The sequence below is a fragment of the Clostridium rhizosphaerae genome, from assembly GCF_016765585.1.
GTDB lineage: Bacteria > Bacillota > Clostridia > Clostridiales > Clostridiaceae > Clostridium_AT > Clostridium_AT rhizosphaerae.
This window is the reverse complement of sequence record NZ_JAESWC010000004.1, coordinates 258066-277479: the sequence shown is the minus strand read 5'-3', so window position 1 is coordinate 277479 and position 19414 is coordinate 258066. Positions and strand designations below refer to the sequence as shown.

Here is a 19414-nt window from a genome sequence, read left to right as displayed (position 1 = left end):
AAAAGGAGATTAACATATATGGAAAGTAAATTATTAAAAATAGAAAATCTGAAAACTAAAATAGAAGACAAGGAAATATTAAAAGGTCTAAATTTAGAAATAGGTAAAGGTGAAGTTCATGCTATTATGGGCCCTAACGGAGCAGGAAAATCTACTCTAGCAAATACACTAATGGGGCATCCAAAATACGAAATAGTTGATGGAGAAATCAGCTTTGAAGGCGAAATTATAAATGAGCTTAAAGCTAACGAAAGAGCGAAGAAGGGCTTGTTTTTATCTTTCCAGTATCCTGAAGAAATACCAGGTGTAACAGTAGAAAACTTTTTAAGAACTGCAAAGATAGCTGTAACAGGAAAGCCATTAAAGGTTATGGCTTTTAAAAAGGCGTTAAAGGAAAAAATGGAACTTCTTGAAATGAAGGAAGAGTATGCTCAAAGATATTTAAATCTGGGTTTTTCCGGTGGAGAGAAGAAGAAAAATGAGATACTTCAAATGGCGATACTTGAGCCAAAGCTCTCAATATTAGATGAAACAGATTCAGGGCTTGATGTTGATGCAATAAGAATTGTGGCACAAGGAGTTAATTCTTTAAAAAATAGTGAGAATTCTATACTTATAATAACTCACCATAATAAAATACTTGATTATTTAAAACCAGACTATATTCACATATTAGTAGATGGGAAAATTGTTAAGACTGGAGACTTCTCCTTAGCGAAAGAAATTGAAGCTAACGGTTACGAAGCCTTTAGATCTTAATCGCATAAAGCGAGGTATAAGTGCTAAATGCACTTATACGGGTAGTTTGCGAATGGGAATGAGCGATTTTAAACTACCCAGTGTTTCGAGTGAAAGGAGGAAAAGATATGCAAGAAAGAACTAGGAAGAAGACCTATGTAGAGGAATTAGATAGAGGCATATACGACGTTAAAAACGAGTTTAAATATAGTTATAAAGCAGATGAGGGGTTATCTCCTGATATAATACGGGAAATTTCAAGAGAAAAGAATGAACCTCAGTGGATGACTGACTTCAGATTAAAGTCACTAGAGATTTACAACAACATCCAAGTTCCACCTTGGGGTCCGGATATAAGTGAACTAGACATTGAAAATATAGTAACATACGTTAAGCCCAATACCGAAATGAAGGGTACTTGGGAGGAGGTTCCTGAAGAAATCAAAAAGACCTTTGATCTTTTAGGTATACCGGAAGCAGAAAAAACTTCTCTTGCAGGGGTTGGAGCACAGTACGATTCAGAAGTTGTTTATCACAGCATTAGAGAAGATTTGGTTAAAAAGGGCGTAATATATACAGACATGGAAACAGCTATAAAGGACTACGAAGACATAGTTAAAGAGTACTTTATGACTTGTGTTCCTCCAAGCGATCACAAATTTGCAGCACTTCATGGAGCGGTTTGGTCAGGCGGTTCATTTGTATATGTACCTGAAGGAGTAGAAGTAGATATTCCGCTCCAATCCTATTTTAGACTAAATGCACCAGGGGCAGGACAGTTTGAGCATACTTTAATAATAGTAGAAAAGGGAGCAAAGCTTCATTTTATAGAAGGCTGTTCAGCACCGAAGTATAATGTTAATAACCTTCATGCAGGCTGTGTAGAATTGTTTGTAAAAGAAGGCGCGAGACTAAGATACAGCACAATTGAAAACTGGTCAAAGAATATGTATAACCTAAATACAAAGAGAGCAATAGTAGAAAAAGACGGGCTTATGGAATGGGTATCAGGTTCCTTTGGATCAAAGGTTTCTATGCTTTATCCTATGACTATTTTAAAAGGTGAAAGAGCCAAAGCAGAATTTACAGGCATAACTTTTGCAGGTAAGGGACAGCATCTAGATACAGGCTGTAAAATGGTTCATGCAGCACCTTATACTACTTCAACAGTAAATTCAAAGTCTATATCTAAAGGCGGCGGGGTTGCACTTTACAGAGGAGCATTAAGAGTAGCACCAAATGCTCATCATGTAAAATCAACAGTATCCTGTGAATCCTTAATGCTTGATAATATATCAAAGTCAGATACAATTCCTGTAATTGATTTGATGAATGATGAAGTAGATATTGGACATGAAGCTAAAATTGGAAGAATAAGCGATGAAGCTATATTCTATCTAATGAGCAGGGGAATTAGTGAAGAGGAAGCAAAGGCAATGATAGTTAGAGGTTTCGTAGAGCCTATAGCAAAAGAGCTTCCACTTGAATATGCAGTTGAGATGAATAACCTTATCAAGCTTGAGCTTGAAGGAACTATAGGATAGGGGGCGGTTATATGAGTAATGCAGTATCAAGATTCAATGAAAAAGAAAATAAAACTTTAAACACCCTCCCCGTAATAACCTGGAGATGGCTTAAGGTTAATGAGCTTAATTTAAAGAATTATAAACTTACTAATATTTCAGAGTATGATAAAGAGTTTTTGGTTGAAGGCAGCTTTGGCGATGTTATAGTTAAAGAAATGCATTCAAGTTTAAAGATAAATGAAAATATAAAGTATTATGTAAATAAAGAAGAAAACTATGGAGTATCTGAGGAATTTGTAGTTCTAGGTGAAAAATCCTATAATGCAGGAATATTTGTTCATGCACCAAGAAATACAAAATTAGCTGATCCAATAAGACTGGAATATAAATTAGATAATGAAAATCCAATAGTTATAGATAATAATGTTATTGTAGCTGAGGAAAACAGTGAAATTACAGTAGTTATTGATTATACAACTATAGATGAGGTAGATGCATTTCATAATGGGGTAACTAAGGTTTATGCAAGAGACAATGCAGTAGTGAATATAATCAAGGCTCAAAGAATGAATAGTAAATCCTATCACTTTGATTCACAGGTTGCCTACAGTGGTTACGGAGCAAAGGTTAACTGGATTCAAGTAGAGCTTGGAGCTAAAAATAGTGTGACTAACTACATTAATAATTTAAATGAAGAAAATAGTGAAGCTAATATAAGCTCAGTATACTTAGCTGATGGTGAAAGAACTATAGACTTAAGTTATCTAATGAACCATAGAGGAAGAAGAAGCCTAAGCAATATAGAAACCAGAGGAGCTTTAAAGGATAAAGCCAAAAAGGTATTTAGAGGTACTCTTGATTTCAAGCATGGAGCAAGCGGATCTAAGGGCAGCGAGGAGGAATATGCTATACTTCTTGATAAAACGGTAAAGTCAGATGCGATTCCGCTTTTACTTTGTTCAGAGGATGATGTTGAAGGACAGCATGCAGCAAGTGCAGGCCAAATAGACAGCGATAAATTATTTTATTTAATGAGCCGTGGGTTAGATGAGAAAGAAGCGAAAAAACTTATTATAGAAGCTTCCTTTGCACCTATAATAGATAAAATTCCTTTAGAGGATTTAAGAAACACTATTACAGAGGAAGTTCACAGGAGAATTGTAAATGCGTGATTTTAAAGTAGAAGAGTTTAGAAAAGATTTTCCAATACTTTCTGAAACTGTACACGGTAACCCACTGGTTTATTTAGATAATGCAGCAACAACTCACAAGCCAAATCAAGTACTTGAGGCTATGAGAAATTATCATCATAAGCATAACGGAAATCCGCACAGAGGAGCTCATTACCTATCTGTAATGGCTACGGAAGCCTATGAAAATACTAGGGAAAAGGTAAGAAAGTTTATAAATGCTGCTAGAACAGAGGAAATAATATTCACTAGAAATGCTACAGAATCCTTAAACTTGATTGCTTACTCCTATGGTATGAATTTTATAAATGAAGGCGACGAGATTGTTCTTTGCATATCAGAGCACCACAGCAATATAGTTCCTTGGCAGAAGGTTGCAAAGGCTAAGAAGGCAGTTTTAAAGTATATGTATTTAAACTCAGACTTCAGGCTTGATATGAATGAAGTTAAAGAAAAAATAACTGATAAGACAAAGTTTGTTGGAATTGCCCAAATGTCAAATGTTCTTGGAACTATATATCCGGTTAAGGAAATAGCGGAGTATGCTCATACAAAGGGAGCTGTAGTTTTAGTAGACGGAGCACAGGCTGTACCACACATAAAGGTTGATGTAAGAGATATAGATGCTGACTTCTTTGTATTCTCAGGACATAAAATGCTTGCACCAATGGGCATTGGAGTGTTATACGGAAAGAAAGAACTTCTTGAAAAAATGCCTCCTTTCTTATTTGGAGGGGATATGATTGAATATGTTGAAGAACAGAATACAACTTTTGCAGAGCTTCCTTTCAAGTTTGAGGCAGGAACTCAAAATGTGGAAGGAGCAGTAGGACTTTCGGCGGCAATAGACTACTTGGAAGATATTGGCCTAGATAAAATTCATGAATATGAAATGGAACTAACGGCTTATGCTTTGGACAAAATGAAGGAAATACCATATGTAAAAATATATGGTTCAACAGACTTAAAAAACAGGGGAGGAGTAATATCCTTCAGTATAGAAGGCTGTCACCCTCATGATGTTTCAAGTATAGTTGATACCTATGGAGTAGCAATAAGAGCAGGGCATCATTGTGCACAGCCTCTTATGAAATTCGTAGGAGCACCAGCAACTTCAAGAGCAAGCTTTTATTTCTACAACACAAAAGAAGAAGTAGATGTATTTATAGATAGCATCAAAAATGTAAGGAGGTGGCTAGGCTATGGATCTTAGTCAAATATACACAGAACTAATAATGGAGCATAGTCAAAGCACTCATAACAGAAGACATCTTGATTGTGTACACTGCAGTGAAAGAGGACATAACCCAAGCTGCGGAGATGATATACAGTTAGAATTAAAATTTGATGGAGATATCATTGAAGAAGCTGCGTTCACTGGCAGCGGCTGTGCAATCTCTCAAGCCTCAACCTCAATGATGATTGATCTTATAACAGGTAAAACAAAAGAAGAAGCTTTAGAATTAGTTGAAACCTTTATAAGCATGATAAAAAGAGAAATTACTGATGATGAAGAATTAGAAAAGCTTGAAGATGCAATTGTTCTGAAAAATATATCAAACATGCCTGCAAGAGTAAAATGCGCGGTGCTTGCATGGCATACACTTAAAGAAGCAATAAATAAAAACTAAGGACTGTCCCTCATCTGGGACAGTCCTTAGTTTTATTTAAAAGTACTTTCTACTTATCAGTTTCAAAAATAAATTTATGAAGATTAGATATTGTCTCATCTTTTTTCCAACCGATAAAATATTGTTTATTTACATAGGTAGTAAAACCAAGTTTGTCTTCTGGAATTCTATACTGCTCAACCGTAGTTATCTTATTTAAGGCTACAGATGAAGCGAGACCTAAAAGCTCTGCCTTAGTAAAACTTGTTTCTACATATGGAAGGATGGTATCAACAGCCTTATATAATTCTAAAGTATTTTTCTGAGAAATGCTTTTAAATACTTCTGATAAAACCTTTCGCTGCCTTTCTGTTCTTTCATAATCTGTTCCAACATATCTAATTCTACTGTAAGCTACAGCCTGTCTCCCGTTAAGCTTTTGCATACCAGTTTTCTTAACGGGTATAAAGCTTTCTTTTTTAATTTTGGATGTTTCAGACATGTAAGAATTAATATACTGAATTTCTTCCTGTCTTACATCAATGGTTACACCGCCGATAGAATCTATAATTTTTTCAAGCCCCCAAAAATCAACTTTAACATAATTTTTTAAATTCATATCAAAGTTTTGATTTATGGTCTGCATAGTTAAAAGGGCTCCCCCATAGGCATAAGTATGATTTAATCTGTCTTGGTTTAAACCTTCCATAGGGCCATGACCTGTCGTGTCAACTAAAGTATCTCTCATTAAAGAAGTAAGCTTTATTTTATTATGTTTCTTATCTATGGTTGCAATAATCATGCTGTCGGATCTTCCAGGGTCTGTAGATGTATCTCTAGAGTCTATTCCAAGCAACAGCACATTAATAAAATCATTTTCATTTTTATCAGGTGTATTAAATTTATTTTCATCGATTTTTAGCTCTGATGGATTCTCTGTAATCTTTGTAGTATTTATTTTGCCTAGCTTACTAGTAATAATATAAAAAGGTATAGCAGCTAGAACACATAATACTAATAAAATTATTATGACAACTTTCCATTTCTTTTTCTTCGAAGTCTTTTTATTCATTTTATTCTCCTTACTTGCTAATTATCAAATTAGATCAATACTAGAATTATACTATTAATTAAATTAATAATAAAGCTGAAAATTTTAGTACATTGAAGCTTTAAAATAAAACTACAACAATCAAATAAATAAATGAAATAAACTTTAAAGCATTGACCAATCATATAATATTAAAATATAATGTAGTGGACATAAAATTCTAGAAAGGTGAATTATGATTTAAGGAGGGTAGGAGAGAAAAATATAATATAAGCGCCAGAACTTAGGTATATTTACTTAAGTTGACGAGGATAGGGAGTATCGAAATTTCGGCGGATGCCCTACGGTATCGCACTACCGTTAAAGATTGATAAAACTGAGAAGTGATTTTCAGCACAATATCAATTGAGTGTTAAAACCTTTCTTTTATTTTAAACCGTAGATTATGCAAAAATTGCACTATATCTAAGGTTTGTTTGTGTTGATAAAAATATGATAAAGAGAGGTAAACAATATGTGTGGAATAGTAGGATATGTAGGAAAGAAAGAGGCATCACCGGTTTTAATTCACGGATTATCAAGACTTGAATATAGAGGTTATGATTCAGCTGGAGTGGCAATAATTGAAGATAATATTCTAAAGGTTACAAAGTGCAAGGGAAGATTAGCTAACCTAGAAGCTAAACTAGAGCAAAATCCAATACACGGGTCAGTAGGTATAGGTCATACAAGATGGGCAACTCACGGAGAGCCATCAGATTTAAATTCACACCCTCATTCAAATGAAGATGAGACTATAAGCGTAGTTCATAACGGGATTATAGAAAATTATATTCAACTAAGAGAATGGCTTACAGCAAAGGGCTATAAGTTTAATTCTGAAACTGATACAGAGGTTATACCTCATCTTGTAGATTACTATTACAAAGGAAATTTAGAAGAGGCAGTTATAAAGGCTATTTCTAAAATGGACGGAAGCTATGCTATAGGTGTGGTTTCAACTCATGAGCCTGGAAAGCTTGTTGCAGTTAGAAAAGACAGTCCTCTTATAGCCGGTATTGGAGAGGGAGAATTCTTTATAGCATCTGATATACCAGCTATACTAAATTATACAAGAGATGTTTATCTTTTAAATGACAAAGAGTTTGTTGTTATAACAAAGGATGGAATAAAACTTTTATCTGAAGAAGGAGACGAGATAAAGAAGGATATATTTCATGTAACTTGGAATGCTGATGCAGCTGAAAAAGGCGGCTATGAGCACTTCATGCTTAAGGAAATCCATGAACAGCCAAAGGCGATAAGAGACACGATGACTTCGAGAATAGCACTTGGAAAGCCAATAACTTTAGATAAAATTACTTTAACTAAAGATCAGCTTGAGAATATAAACAAAATATATATTGTAGCCTGCGGAACTGCTTATCATGCAGGAATTGTAGGAAAGTATGTAATAGAAAAACTTGCAAGGATACCAGTTGAAGTAGATATAGCTTCAGAATTTAGGTATAGAAATCCAATAATTGATAACAAAACATTGATGATAGTTATAAGTCAATCAGGAGAAACAGCAGATACCTTAGCAGCACTTAGAGAAGCTAAGAAGTCTGGTGCAAGAGTAATAGCTGTAACAAATGTAGTTGGAAGCTCAGTTTCAAGAGAGGCACATGATGTATTATATACTTGGGCAGGACCGGAAATTGCCGTTGCTTCTACAAAAGCTTATACAACTCAGCTTATTGCAATGTATATAATAGCTTTATACTTTGCTCAGTATAAAGAAACTTTAAGCAGCGAGCAAATTGAAGAAATAAAGGAAGCAATGCTTAAGCTTCCAGAACAAACTGAAGAAGTGTTAAAGCATAAGGAAGTACTTCAAAAGTTTGCTTCAAAAAACTATATGCATAGAGATATGTTCTTCTTAGGAAGAGGATTAGATTACGCAGTAGCTATGGAAGGCTCCTTAAAGCTTAAGGAAATTTCCTATATTCACTCAGAGGCTTACGCAGCAGGTGAACTTAAGCATGGAACTATAGCGCTTATCGAAAATGGAACTGTAGTAATTGCACTAGCGACTCAAGAGGAACTATTTGAAAAAATGGTAAGCAATATAAAAGAAGTTAAAACCAGAGGTGCAAATGTTTTAGCCTTTGCTTTTGAAGGAAATGAAACAATAGAAAAGACAGTTGACTCAGCGTTATATATTCCAAAGACTGAAGAAGTATTGGCTCCAGTATTATCGGTAGTACCATTACAGCTTTTATCTTATTATATGGCTGTACAAAAGGGCTGCGATGTTGATAAGCCAAGGAATTTGGCTAAGAGTGTTACTGTGGAATAGTTTGATATAATAGGCTTACAAAAGTCATGAGGTATAGTGATTTATATACTTTACCTCATGACTTTTTACATTTAATAGAGCACGAGAAGTATACAAAGTAGGAAGAAATGCTGAGTGTCATTCACATATTTAAATATAAAACTATAAAAAAATTTAAATATAAGCCTATTAAAATATTTAAATATTTACTGCAACCATGCATGTTTGCGGTAGATTTGCTTTCTAAAATATTAAAGAACATACTTATATCAACACTATTATTAAATAGCTCCTTATATTTTTATATGGAAAGCTATGCCCAAACAGTTAAAGGTACAGCTTTCCTGTTAAGTAATAGACTATTTAGCCCCAAAATTATATAATATTTTTAGAAAAGGGAAAAATAAGTTAAATAATAAAGCGAAAGTAGGAGTTGGGAGGATGCACAAGTGAAGATTTTAATAACAGGGGCTAAAGGACAATTAGGCACACAAATAATTAAGATGCTTGAAAGCATGAATTCAGAATTAGGCCCAATTAATAATGCTTATAAAAATGCCGAAGTAATAGGAATTGATGTTGATCAATTAGATATAACAAATCTTAATCAAGTGAGAGAATACATATCCATAGCAAAGCCTCAAATAATAATAAACTGTGCAGCTTACACCAATGTTGATGCCTGTGAAACCAATGAAGATTTAGCTTTTAAAGTAAATGCAATAGGACCAAGAAACTTAGCCATAGTAAGTGAAGTAATTGGTGCTAAACTTATACATATATCAACGGACTATGTTTTTGCCGGAAATGGTACAAAGCCTTATAGAGAGTATGATTTAACAAATCCTCAAAGTTCTTACGGAAACACAAAGAATGCTGGTGAAGAGTTTGTAAAATGCTTCTCAAGCAGATTTTTCATTGTAAGAACTGCATGGTTGTATGGATATTATGGAAACAATTTTGTTAAAACAATAATAAAGGCAGCAAAAGAAAAAGGTTATTTAGATGTTGTTAATGACCAAAGAGGTAATCCAACAAATGCAGAGGATTTAGCTTATCATATCTTGAGGCTAGCACTAACAGAAGAGTACGGAATATATCACTGTACAGGAACTGGAGAATGCAGCTGGTATGATTTTGCCGTGAAGATCGTAGAATATGCAAATATTAATTGCACAGTATCACCTGTAACTTCAGAAAAAATCAACCGTCCTGCTAAAAGACCGGCTTTTTCATCATTAGATAACATGATGTTAAGATGTACTGTTGGTGATGAGATGAGGAAATGGGAAGAAGCTCTAAAGATATTTATAAAAAATGTAGAAAAATAGCGCATTATGTAACAATTCCATAATAAATAGACATAATCAGCAATTAAGTATATAATACTATTTGTAGATTTTTAGATAAAGTTGAAAGGTGAGATCAAATGAAAGGTATAATACTAGCAGGAGGCTCGGGAACCAGGCTTTATCCAATAACTAAGTCAGTATCAAAACAAATACTGCCTATATATGACAAGCCAATGATTTATTATCCTTTATCAGTTTTAATGCTTGCAGGAATAAAAGACATACTTATTATTTCTACGCCAAGGGATATAAACGGTTTTAAGGAGCTTTTAAGCGATGGAAGCCAGATAGGTGTTAATTTTGAGTATGCTATTCAAGATAAGCCAAGAGGACTTGCTGATGCCTTTATAGTTGGAGAAAAATTTATAGAAAATGATAGAGTGGCATTAGTGCTTGGAGATAATATATTTTACGGTTACGGCTTCTCTGAAAGACTTGAAAGAGCCGTTAACAGGGAAGAAGGAGCTACTATCTTCGGATATCATGTAAGCAATCCAACTGAATTTGGAGTTGTTGAATTTGATAAAAATAATAATGTAGTATCGATAGAAGAAAAACCAGAAGTTCCAAAGTCAAACTATGCAGTACCTGGATTGTATTTTTATGACAATAGCGTTGTTGAAATTGCAAAAAATATAAAACCTTCTGCTAGAGGAGAAATAGAAATAACAGCAGTAAATAATGAATATTTAGATAGAGGGAAATTAAAAGTAGAGCTTTTTGGAAGAGGTATGGCTTGGCTTGACACAGGGACACATAAAGGACTTCTTGAAGCAGCTAATTTTGTTGAAGCTATTCAAACAAGACAGGGACTATATGTAGCATGCATAGAAGAAATAGCCTACAGAAAAGGCTTTATAGATAAAGAACAGCTTAAAAAACTTGCTGAACCTTTATCCAAAATAGAATATGGACAATATCTTTTGAGAATAGCCAAGGAAAGGTAGAGTGTTATTATGAAAACATATTTAGTTACAGGCGGAGCAGGTTTTATAGGATCAAACTTTGTTCACTATATGCTTAAAAAATATAATGACATAAGCTTAATAAATATAGATAAGCTAACCTATGCAGGCAATCTTGAGAATTTAAAGGCAGTTGAAAATGATCCAAGATATATGTTTGTTCAAGGAGACATATGTGATAAAGCTTTAGTTGAGAAACTATTCAAAGACCATGATATAGATTTTGTAGTGAACTTTGCAGCAGAATCTCACGTAGATAGAAGTATAAGAGAACCGGAAGTGTTTGTTAACACAAATGTTCTAGGAACAGTAACTTTACTTAATGCTGCTAAAAATGCTTGGGAAATAAAAGATGGTTTTAAGGAAGGTAAAAAATATCTTCAAGTTTCAACAGATGAAGTATATGGATCCTTAGGTGAAACAGGATACTTTAGGGAAACAACGCCAATAGATCCGCACAGCCCATATTCTTCAAGCAAGGCAGGAGCAGACTTAGTAGTTAAGGCTTATTTTGATACATATAAGTTTCCAATAAATATAACAAGATGCTCAAACAACTATGGACCATATCAATTTCCTGAGAAATTAATACCTCTTCTAATAAACAACTGTTTAAATAAAAAGTTACTTCCAATATACGGAGATGGATTAAACATAAGAGACTGGCTATATGTTGAGGATCACTGCAAGGCTATAGATATGGTTATTAACGGTGGAAGATTTGGAGAGGTTTACAATGTAGGTGGACACAACGAAAGAACCAATATTCATATAGTAAAGACTGTAATAGACTATATAAATAAAAATGTCGATAGTGCTGTAACTGAAAACCTAATTAAATATGTTGAAGATAGAAAAGGCCACGATAGAAGATACGGAATAGATCCAACCAAGATAAGAGAAGAACTTGGCTGGGAACCTGAAACAGATTATGAAGCCGGAATAGTAAAAACAATAAAATGGTATCTTGGTAATAAAGAGTGGATGGATAGAGTAACCTCGGGAGAATACACAAAGTATTACGAAAAGATGTATGAAGCTAAATAAATAGTTAAAGCCGTACTTAATGGTCAGCTTGGAAGATAAATGAATTAATATAAGCTGCCCTGTAATATAATTGAAAGGGATAAGGAAATGGGACAGTTCATTTTTACAGAAACAAAAATTAAAGGTGTTTATATAATAGAACCTAAAGTTTTTAAAGATAGTAGAGGCTATTTTATGGAAACTTATAACTACGAAGATTTTAAAAAAGCTGGACTAGATATGGTATTTGTACAGGATAACCAATCAAAGTCTAAAAAGGGAGTTCTTAGAGGACTACATTATCAAAATCCTAATCCACAAGGTAAGTTAGTAAGAGTAATAAGTGGAGAGGTTTTTGATGTGGCTGTTGATTTAAGGAAAGATTCACCTACCTATGGACAGTGGGAAGGTGTAAGACTCAGCGCAGAGAATAAAAAACAATTTTATGTACCGGATGGTTTTGCGCATGGATTTTTAGTTCTTTCAGAGGAAGCGGAATTTGTGTATAAATGCACTGAGTTTTACCATCCTGAATTTGAAGGTGGTATTCTATGGAATGATCCAGATATTGGTATAAAATGGCCGCTAAATAGAATAGATAAAGTGCTTTTGTCCGAAAAAGATAAAAAATTACCGTGCCTAAAACAAAATAAGACTAAATTTATAGAATAACAAAAATAGATTTTGTAAATGGCAGCTCACTAATGTGTTGATAATAATGATATTTGGTTATATTATTTTTTGAAAGGTGGTATAGTATGCAAAATGCCGAACAAATAATTGAAGAGATAGACTATAATTATTTCAATAATGCAAATAAAAAAGATAAGATGATATATGAAGTTACAAAAAGAATTTTTGACATAGTTTTCAGCTTGTTTGCAGCTATTTTTGCCTTACCAATTGTAATTTTGACCTGTATATTGGTTTGTATTGAATCAAAAGGCTCACCAATATATAGCCAAGAAAGGCTAGGCAAGAATGGAACTAAGTTCAAAATTTATAAGGTACGTTCAATGTACATCGATGCAGAAAAAGAAGGTGCAAGATGGGCAGCGAAAAATGATAACAGGGTTACAAGAGTAGGGAGATTTATTAGGAATACTAGAATTGATGAGTTACCGCAATTTTATAATGTTATAAAAGGTGATATGAGTATAATAGGTCCAAGACCTGAACGACCTATATTTACGTATCAATTTGAAAAAGAAACACCAGGTTTTATGAGAAGATTATTAGTTAAGCCAGGACTTACAGGACTTGCTCAAGTGAACGGAGGATATGATATTGACCACAAAGAAAAGCTTAAGCTAGATATGGAATATATAAAAAAAAGAGGATTCTTATTAGATTTAAAAATAATATTTAAAACTTTCTTTATTGTTTTTAGTGGAGAAGGTGCTAGATAGTTTAAAAGATGGGAAAGTGAAAAATATGATATATATTATTACTAATCTTTTTATAGTGTTTTCCGGGTTTTATTTAAGAGTTTTAAAGATAAGTCCAATCTACTTTATGTTTATAATAGCTTTACTGTATTCACTTAAGTTATTATATGAAAAAAAGAATATGATACTCTTTAAAACTCCAATAATTTTATATTCTTTGGGCTTAGGCTTATACTTTGGGGTCACTCAAATATTTTTAGGAGGACCTTTAAATACAAAAATAACTGTTTTAATTTCTATTTGCTATTTTATAATTTCATACTATCTTATTAACTATTTAACCCAGAAACAAATTTTAAAAATTAGTAAAAACTTTGTTAAGTTCTCAACTTTCTTATTACTAATAGAGTGTATATGGAGACTTTTAAACCCAAATTATTATTTTGATATCAATAATCCATCAAATTATGATCTAAGATTTTACATTTATAAGTTTAACAGTATTATGTTCCAGGACTCTAATTTTGTGGGTATATATATATTAGTTATTTTTTTCTTTGGAATGTATTTAACAAAATATTTCAATCTAAATTTAAGAAAATATTTGATTATATTATTTGCATTATGTATATTAACATTTTCTAGAGCAACTATTATAACAATGGTAGGATTTACTATAGTAATGGCTATATATAGATATCTAGAAAATGGTAATGTAATTTCGCTGATAAGAAGAAATAAGAAAACAATTATTTTAGGTTCATTATTATTTGTAATTGTATTAGCAATAAGCTCTAATTTTCTATTAGCTGGTACCAGTTTTAGTTCAAAAATAGAAATATTAAAGTTAACAGGCACTTTTATTGCTAAAAGCAATATTATATTAAATTTATTTGGCGTAGGATTTGGTAATGCTAGTAATTTTTTAGGTTGGGGAGCACATAATTATGTTACAACATATTATGTTGAATCCGGAGCTTTAGGTTTTTTAGGTATTTCTTATTTTTTATTCTTCATTTCAAAAGAATCAAATTACAAAAATTTAATTATAATAGTACCATTTATTATCAATGGTTTTTCATTAACTTTACATGCAACAACATTTTTATATGCAGCTACAGCAATAGTTTGTGTGTTGGAAAAGAAAAATACAAATTGTAATAAGGATAAAGATACAAGAAAAAAAAAGAATACAGATCCTTTTTACAATAAGACAATATTAGTATTTCCGTCTGTGGTATGGTCTCATAATTGGGAAAGACAACATGAGCTAATATATAGATTTTCAAAAAAAACTAGCGAAAAGATATATATTATATCTCCGCTAGGATTTGTTAATCATAATTTTTTAGATACTATAAAAAAAATACAAAGCAGAATATTTAATAAAAATAAAAATAGAGGCAATAATCCAGTGTCAGAAAATATGCAATTTGTTAATATAAAGTTTTTTATGCCAATACATAACAATTTTTTTATAAATAAGCTTAATAGTTTCTTAATTTCTTTATATATACAAATAAAATATGAAGAACTATATGAAAAACTTGAGTCTGGCAATGATAAAGTATTTTGGTGCACGTACCCAAATGAAACTATATTAGACTTTATTAAGAAATATAATCCTTCACTAGTAATAACTGATTTAGCACAAAGGAGAAAAGCTAATAAAAGTTTGCCTGAATATGTTATTGAGCTTGAAGAAAAATTAGTTAAACAAAGCAATTTAGTTTTTGCTGATTCTTTATCAACAAAAGAAGATTATTCACATATTAAAGATATTTACTATTTCTCACAAGGAGTAAACATTGAAAGAAATAATAAAACATTTGATAAGATAGAAGAACTAGAAAGTATATCTGAACCAATAATTGGATATATAGGTGCATTACATGAGTGCATAGATTATCAGTTATTAGAATTTTTAATAAAACAAAATCCAACTCTAAGATTTGTTTTTGTGGGAAATGTAGTCGACGAAAAGGCAAGTATTTTGAGTCAGTATGAAAATGTAACTTTTACTGGAAGAAAGTCCTTTGATGAACTACCATCTTATATGCAGTATTTTAAAATTGGAATTATTCCATATCTCGTTAATGAATATACTCAAGGAATATCTCCAACTAAGCTGTTTGAATATGGAATTCAAGGTGTACCAGTTGTTTCAACAGATTTAAGAGAAGTGGAAGCTTATGCTAATACAGTATTTGTATCAAAAAGTAATGATGAATTTAATGAAAATATTAGAAAAATAATAAATATAGACAATAAAGAATTATCTGTATTAAATCAAAAAATAAAAGATATAAGTTTAAAGAATAGCTGGGAAAATAAATTTGATTATTTTTATGAAATATTGCTGAGAGGTTTGAACGGAGAAAATTAGTATGATAAAAATTTTATATATAATTTCTACTTTAGAACGATGTGGACCCGTGAATGTACTCTATGAATTAATTAATAATTTGGATAATGAAAAATATGAGTTTTATATATTAACTTTATCGCCGGAACCTGAAAAAAGCAGATATGATGATTTTAAAAAAATGGGTGCACATATTATAACTTTAAATATGTCCAGATCACAAATGGTATTATGTGGAATGAGCAAATTGATAAAGGTTGTTGAAAATATAAGACCAGATATAATACATACCCATGGTTTAAGAGCAGATTCTATTTCTGCTAATCACTTAAAAGACTATAAAACTTGCAATACAATCCATAACTATCCATATTATGACTACCCCCTTGCATATGGAACTATAATAGGGAAAATATTTGCGCATAATCATGTAAGCAATATAAAAAAAATAAAGTATCCAATTGCATGTTCGAATACAGTTTCTAAAAAATTTGCTGATGAACAGGGCATTCATACGTTTACGGTTCAAAATGGAATTAGTAAAACAAGATTTAAGAATATTACCTTGGAAGAAAAAAAATTACTTAGAAAAAAATTAAATATTGAAGAAACATATAAGAAAGTTTTTATTTTTTCTGGTGCACTTATTGAAAGAAAAGATCCAATAACACTATTGAAATCCTTTGATAATGTTTCTGAAGACTTATTGTTAATAGTGGCAGGTGATGGTATTTTAAGAGATAAACTGCAAAACTATAAAAAGAAAAATATTTTATTTATAGGAAATGTAAGTAATATCGAAGAATACTTAAAATGTGCTGATATTTTTATTTCAACTTCATTGGCAGAAGGACTGCCAATGGCTGTTATCGAAGCGATGGCTTCAGGATTAGTTTTAGTACTTTCAGATATAGAATCTCATACAGAACTCATAAAAGATAATTCATCTATAATTACATTTAATACAGGTGAAGAAATTCAATTATCTAAAATTATTAACCAACTATCCAATGTTGAAACATACGGTATGGGAGTTAATAATAGAAAGTTATATGAGGAACATTTTAGCTCAGATATAATGGCAAAAAGATATGATGAGATATACAGAAAAATATTAAATGATTAGTGAGGATAAAATGGAATTTTCAGTTTTAATGTCTGTCTACTATAAAGAGAATGCTTCCTACTTAAAAAAGGCTATAGATAGTATTTTAAACCAAACTCTAAGACCCAGTGAAATTGTAATTGTAGAAGACGGAAAATTAACACATGAATTAAATGATTGTATAGGCGAGTATGTGATAAATAACGATGGACTATTTAAGATAGTAAAGTTAGAAAAAAATAAAGGATTAGGGGAAGCCCTTAAAATTGGATTATTAAACTGCAGTTATGATATCGTTGCTAGGATGGATACAGATGATATTTGCAGATCTGATAGATTTGAAAAGCAAATAAATTATCTTAGGAATAATAGTAATGTCAGTATAGTAGGTTCATATATAGCTGAATTTGAGGGATCACCCAATAATATAATATCAATTAGAAAAGTGCCTGTAACATATAAAGAAGTCTATACAAATTCTAAACGAAGAAATCCACTAAACCATATGACAGTTGTCTTTAGGAAAAATGATATTTTAAACAGTGGAAATTATAGGACATTTTTATTAAATGAAGATTACGATTTATGGTGTCGAGTATTAATGAATAATTACATTATTGAAAATATTCCTGACACATTAGTTTACGCTAGGGCGGGAAATGAAATGTATATGCGTAGAGGTGGAATAAAGTACTTTAGAAGTGAGCTTGAACTCCAAAAGCAGCTTTACAATAGTAATTTTATTTCTTTTTACCGATTGAGTACAAATATCATTTTAAGATTTACAGTTAGGATATTGCCTAATAGATTAAGAAGTACTTTGTATAGGGTATTTTTACGAAAAAAAAGTAAATAACTTAACGATGCGGAGAGAAAAACTTTATGATTAATAATCCACTTATTTCAATTGTTATGAGCTGTTATAATGAAAAAGAAGAATGGCTTAAGGAAGCAATTGAATCAATTCTAAATCAAACCTATAACAATATTGAGTTTATAATAATATTAGATAATCCTGAGAATAAAATATTGGAAAATATCATCTTAGATTATTGTTCAAAAGATAGTAGAATTGTTTACTCAGCGAATGAAAAAAATTTAGGACTTGTAGGTAGTCTAAATAAAGCTATGAACATTTCAAGAGGACAATATATAGCGAGAATGGATGCAGATGATTTTTCTTATCCTGATAGAATAGAAGAGCAATTAAACTTTATGCTAAATAATCCTAATATCGATTTAGTTGGGACAAATATGATGTATATGGATGAGGATGGAAAAAATTTAAGATATTCTGGGATTTTTTATTATGATATTAATTTAATAAAGGAAATGCTTAAATATACAAATTGCTTCTTTCATCCAACAATTATGTTTAAAAAAAGCGTTATATTAAATGAAAAAATAAATGGGTATAGAGAAATTAAATATGCTGAGGACTACGATTTAGTGTGCAGATTAATTCTCAATGGATTTGTACTGGCAAATATTAATAAGGTTTTGTTTAAATATAGGTTAAGAAAAAATAGTATTTCAAGATCTAATGAAATATTTCAGTTTAAGGTTACTAAGTCTATTGGGAACTTATATAAAAATTCTATTATTCAAAAAAGAAATTTATTAAATAATAAAAACTTAGATATATTAAAATACGTTCAGAATGATGAAAAATATGAAAATGAATATATTAAGGCTAATCAAGTTGTTGCCAATTCAAATTTATATAGAGAAAATGAAAAGTATTTAAGATGGATTGTAATGAAAATATATTCAATACTAATCTCTCAATATTACCGAGAAACTTTTATTAGAGCTCAAAAAATCAGAACTAAACTTTTTATAGAAAAAATAAAACAGATAGGTAAGGGTGATAAATAATGAATGTGCCTAGTGTATGTGCTGTTATAGTTACCTATAATAGGAAAGAACTGCTGAAAGAATGTATAGATGCCTTAATCGGTCAGAAGTATAAGTTATCTAAAATAATTATTATAAATAATTGCAGCAATGATGGAACAAGTGAAATGTTAGAAGATATGAAAAGTAAATATGAGATATTATATGTAATTAATATGGAAAAAAATATAGGAGGTGCCGGTGGATTTTACGAGGGTATAAAAGCTGCCTATGATAGTAAACAGGATTATATCTGGCTAATGGACGATGATACAATCCCGGATGAAGAGGCACTTCAATATCTAGTTGATGCAGGTGATTTAGATGAAATTAAGAATTGGGGATTTTTATGTAGTAATGTTGTTTGGAAGGATAATACCGGATGTCTAATGAATATTCCAGCGTTAGATTATTATTGGAATAACTTTTTAGATAAAGGTCTTATAAAATTAAAAGGTACATCCTTTGTTTCTGTCTTATTTAAAAGAGATATAATAAAGAGTATCGGATTTCCAATAAAAGAGTTTTTTATTTGGGGAGATGACGCAGAATATACGCATAGAGTTACCAAAAGTTATGAGGCGTATCTTGTAGAAGATAGCAAAGTAATTCATAAGATGGGTCAAAATACTGGAATAAGTATTTTCCATGAAGATAAAAATAGAATTGACAGATATTTTTACGATTATAGAAACAGATTATATATTGCTAAGAAACGAGGAACAAAGGAAGTACTAAAATATTTTTATTTGTTTACAAAAAATATATTATTATTGACGTTTACAAAAAATAACTATAGATTCAACAAAATAAAGGTTATTTTTAAAGGAATGTTCAATGGTATATTTTTTAACCCTAGAATAGAATATCCCGAAAAATAAA

The 19414-nt window shown here is 31.3% G+C and carries 17 protein-coding genes; 16 read left to right on the top strand and 1 reads right to left on the bottom strand.

All coding sequences use genetic code 11. From position 1 onward, the window contains the following. Positions 1-18: 18 nt before the first annotated feature. The 5 genes from sufC (at position 19) to sufU (ending at position 5085) form a co-directional block, all read left to right on the top strand. Positions 19-759 carry a Fe-S cluster assembly ATPase SufC gene (sufC, locus tag JK636_RS11345; protein WP_202749115.1) on the top strand — a complete coding sequence of 247 codons (741 nt, stop codon included), beginning with the start codon at positions 19-21 and terminating at the stop codon, positions 757-759. A gap of 107 nt (positions 760-866) precedes the next feature. Next, a complete protein-coding gene (gene sufB / locus JK636_RS11340; protein ID WP_202749114.1) occupies positions 867-2282 on the top strand; it encodes a Fe-S cluster assembly protein SufB in 1416 nt (471 codons plus the stop codon). 11 nt (positions 2283-2293) lie between these two features. Next, on the top strand, positions 2294-3436 hold the full coding sequence (gene sufD, locus JK636_RS11335) for a Fe-S cluster assembly protein SufD (protein WP_202749113.1): 1143 nt from the start codon (positions 2294-2296) through the stop codon (positions 3434-3436). Then, entirely contained in the window at positions 3429-4667 is a 1239-nt protein-coding gene (locus tag JK636_RS11330) for a cysteine desulfurase (protein ID WP_202749112.1), read from the top strand. The genes sufD and JK636_RS11330 overlap by 8 nt, the downstream gene beginning before the upstream one ends. Next, on the top strand, positions 4657-5085 hold the full coding sequence (sufU, locus tag JK636_RS11325) for a Fe-S cluster assembly sulfur transfer protein SufU (RefSeq protein ID WP_202749111.1): 429 nt from the start codon (positions 4657-4659) through the stop codon (positions 5083-5085). The genes JK636_RS11330 and sufU overlap by 11 nt, the downstream gene beginning before the upstream one ends. Positions 5086-5134: 49 nt before the next feature. Here sufU and JK636_RS11320 read toward each other — a convergent pair whose 3' ends face one another. Then, entirely contained in the window at positions 5135-6136 is a 1002-nt protein-coding gene (locus JK636_RS11320; RefSeq protein WP_202749110.1) for an LCP family protein, read from the bottom strand. Positions 6137-6629: 493 nt separating this feature from the next. Here JK636_RS11320 and glmS point away from each other — a divergent pair, with 493 nt between their 5' ends. The 11 genes from glmS to JK636_RS11265 all read left to right on the top strand — a co-directional run bounded on the left by glmS (position 6630) and on the right by JK636_RS11265 (position 19413). Then, on the top strand, positions 6630-8456 hold the full coding sequence (glmS, locus tag JK636_RS11315; protein ID WP_202749109.1) for a glutamine--fructose-6-phosphate transaminase (isomerizing): 1827 nt from the start codon (positions 6630-6632) through the stop codon (positions 8454-8456). A 428-nt stretch (positions 8457-8884) separates the two neighbouring features. After that, complete coding sequence (gene rfbD, locus JK636_RS11310) at positions 8885-9766, top strand: dTDP-4-dehydrorhamnose reductase (RefSeq protein ID WP_202749108.1); 882 nt, start codon at positions 8885-8887, stop codon at positions 9764-9766. A 98-nt stretch (positions 9767-9864) separates the two neighbouring features. After that, complete coding sequence (rfbA, locus tag JK636_RS11305; RefSeq protein ID WP_202749107.1) at positions 9865-10734, top strand: glucose-1-phosphate thymidylyltransferase RfbA; 870 nt, start codon at positions 9865-9867, stop codon at positions 10732-10734. Positions 10735-10743: 9 nt separating this feature from the next. Then, the gene (gene rfbB, locus JK636_RS11300; RefSeq protein WP_202749106.1) at positions 10744-11799 is read left to right on the top strand and encodes a dTDP-glucose 4,6-dehydratase; all 1056 of its coding nucleotides are present in this window, start codon (positions 10744-10746) and stop codon (positions 11797-11799) included. Between the two features lie 87 nt (positions 11800-11886). Then, positions 11887-12450 (top strand): dTDP-4-dehydrorhamnose 3,5-epimerase, encoded by a 564-nt coding sequence (rfbC, locus tag JK636_RS11295; protein WP_202749105.1) that lies wholly within the window; start codon positions 11887-11889, stop codon positions 12448-12450. A gap of 86 nt (positions 12451-12536) precedes the next feature. Continuing rightward, the gene (locus tag JK636_RS11290; RefSeq protein ID WP_202749104.1) at positions 12537-13187 is read left to right on the top strand and encodes a sugar transferase; all 651 of its coding nucleotides are present in this window, start codon (positions 12537-12539) and stop codon (positions 13185-13187) included. Positions 13188-13692: 505 nt separating this feature from the next. Next, positions 13693-15552: a glycosyltransferase gene (locus JK636_RS24035; protein WP_202749103.1), complete on the top strand. Its 1860-nt coding sequence runs from the start codon at positions 13693-13695 to the stop codon at positions 15550-15552. A 1-nt stretch (position 15553) separates the two neighbouring features. Next, positions 15554-16657, top strand: a complete 1104-nt coding sequence (locus tag JK636_RS11280; protein WP_202749102.1) for a glycosyltransferase family 4 protein — start codon at positions 15554-15556, stop codon at positions 16655-16657. Positions 16658-16667: 10 nt separating this feature from the next. Then, on the top strand, positions 16668-17492 hold the full coding sequence (locus tag JK636_RS11275; protein WP_202749093.1) for a glycosyltransferase: 825 nt from the start codon (positions 16668-16670) through the stop codon (positions 17490-17492). A 26-nt stretch (positions 17493-17518) separates the two neighbouring features. Further along, a complete protein-coding gene (locus JK636_RS11270) occupies positions 17519-18514 on the top strand; it encodes a glycosyltransferase (RefSeq protein WP_202749092.1) in 996 nt (331 codons plus the stop codon). Then, positions 18514-19413, top strand: coding sequence for a glycosyltransferase family 2 protein (locus JK636_RS11265; RefSeq protein WP_202749091.1), 900 nt, complete (start codon positions 18514-18516; stop codon positions 19411-19413). Before JK636_RS11270 ends, JK636_RS11265 begins: the two co-directional genes overlap by 1 nt. Position 19414 lies beyond the last annotated feature (1 nt).